The sequence below is a fragment of the Mesorhizobium sp. M7A.F.Ca.US.005.03.2.1 genome, assembly GCF_003997795.1.
Lineage (GTDB): Bacteria > Pseudomonadota > Alphaproteobacteria > Rhizobiales > Rhizobiaceae > Mesorhizobium > Mesorhizobium ciceri.
In genome coordinates this window covers 1-1521 of record NZ_RZRP01001152.1, presented here as the reverse complement: position 1 = coordinate 1521, position 1521 = coordinate 1, and the positions used below count along the sequence as shown (strand labels likewise).

2 protein-coding genes and 1 pseudogene are annotated in these 1521 nt (G+C 66.8%); all 3 read right to left on the bottom strand.

The features are described 5' to 3' along the window. The coding region (locus EN991_RS41880) for a twin-arginine translocation signal domain-containing protein (RefSeq protein ID WP_127370485.1) at positions 1-93 on the bottom strand (93 nt) is incomplete at its 3' end. Between the two features lie 159 nt (positions 94-252). After that, a complete protein-coding gene (gene ruvB, locus EN991_RS35675; RefSeq protein ID WP_063170357.1) occupies positions 253-1290 on the bottom strand; it encodes a Holliday junction branch migration DNA helicase RuvB in 1038 nt (345 codons plus the stop codon). A gap of 43 nt (positions 1291-1333) precedes the next feature. Beyond that, a pseudogene (locus EN991_RS35670) lies at positions 1334-1521 on the bottom strand (Holliday junction branch migration protein RuvA); the annotation flags it as partial.

Below are 1521 nucleotides of genomic sequence, written 5' to 3'. Positions count from 1 at the left end.
CATCGGCTCTATGCCGGCCGCATAGGCGCTGAACGCGGCAACCGACAGAACCGACCCGCCGATGAAGCGCAGGAATCCGCGTCTGGTGATCATTGCATGGCTCCGGCAAACCATCGGAGCGAGATTGCCCCGGGATGGCACCGCCACCAGAGCCGACGAATGCGCCGGCAAACCGGCGAAGCCGAGGATATTTTGCGCAGGCCGCTCACAGATCCTTCGTCGGCCCGGAACCTGCGCCTGATCGCCCGGCCGCTATTCTTCCTGGAACAGGTTGATCTGCTGCTGCGCCAGATCCTTCGGCGCGTCGAGGCCGAGATGGCGCCAGGCATTGGCCGTCAGCATGCGGCCGCGCGGCGTGCGCTGGATGAAACCCTGCTGGATCAGATAAGGCTCGATGATGTCCTCGATGGCATCGCGCGGTTCGGACAGGCCTGCGGCGATCGTCTCGATGCCGACCGGCCCGCCGCCGAAATTGCGCGCGATCATGCTGAGGTACCGGCGGTCGAGCGAGTCGAGGCCGAGCGCATCGACTTCCAGCCGGGTCAACGCTTCGTCGGCGATCTTGCGGTCGACATGGCCATCGCCGGCCACCGAGGCGAAATCGCGCACACGGCGCAACAACCGGCCGGCGATGCGTGGCGTGCCCCGCGCGCGCCGCGCGATCTCCAGCGCGCCGTCGTTGCCGAGCGGCATTTGCAGGATACGCGCGCCACGCCGCACGATCTGCTCCAGCTCCTCGACCGTGTAGAAATTGAGCCGTACCGGAATGCCGAAACGGTCGCGCAGCGGATTGGTCAGCAGGCCAAGCCGCGTGGTGGCGGCGACGAGGGTGAAGCGGGCGAGGTCGATCTTGACCGAGCGCGCCGCCGGGCCTTCGCCGATGATCAGGTCGAGCTGAAAATCCTCCATCGCCGGATAAAGGATCTCCTCCACCGCCGGGCTCAGCCGATGGATCTCGTCGATGAACAGCACGTCGCCTTCCTCGAGATTGGTCAGCAGCGCGGCAAGATCGCCGGCCTTGGCGATGACCGGACCCGAGGTCGAGCGGAAATTGACGCCGAGCTCGCGCGCCATGATCTGCGCCAGCGTCGTCTTGCCGAGACCAGGCGGCCCGACGAACAGCACATGGTCGAGCGCCTCGCTGCGGCTCTTGGCGGCCTCGATGAACACTTTGAGATTCGCCCGCGCCGCCGCCTGGCCGACGAAATCGTCGAGCGTCTGCGGCCGCAAGGTCTGCTCGGCATCCTCGCCGCGTTTTTCCGGTGCAATCAAGCGGGGCGACAGGCTCATGCCGCCTTCCTTGCACACGGCAAGGGGCTGAACAAGCGGCGGCTCACCGCGCAAGTTCCTTCAGCCCGAAGCGAATCAGCTTCGGCGCATCGGCATCCTCGCCCGCCGTCTTCAGCGCCGCCGCCACCGCATTGGCGGCCGTGTCGCGCGAATAGCCGAGATTGACCAGCGCCGAGACCGCGTCGGTGATCGGCGCGGATGCCACGCCGTCGCCGAGCTCCTGTTTCAGGC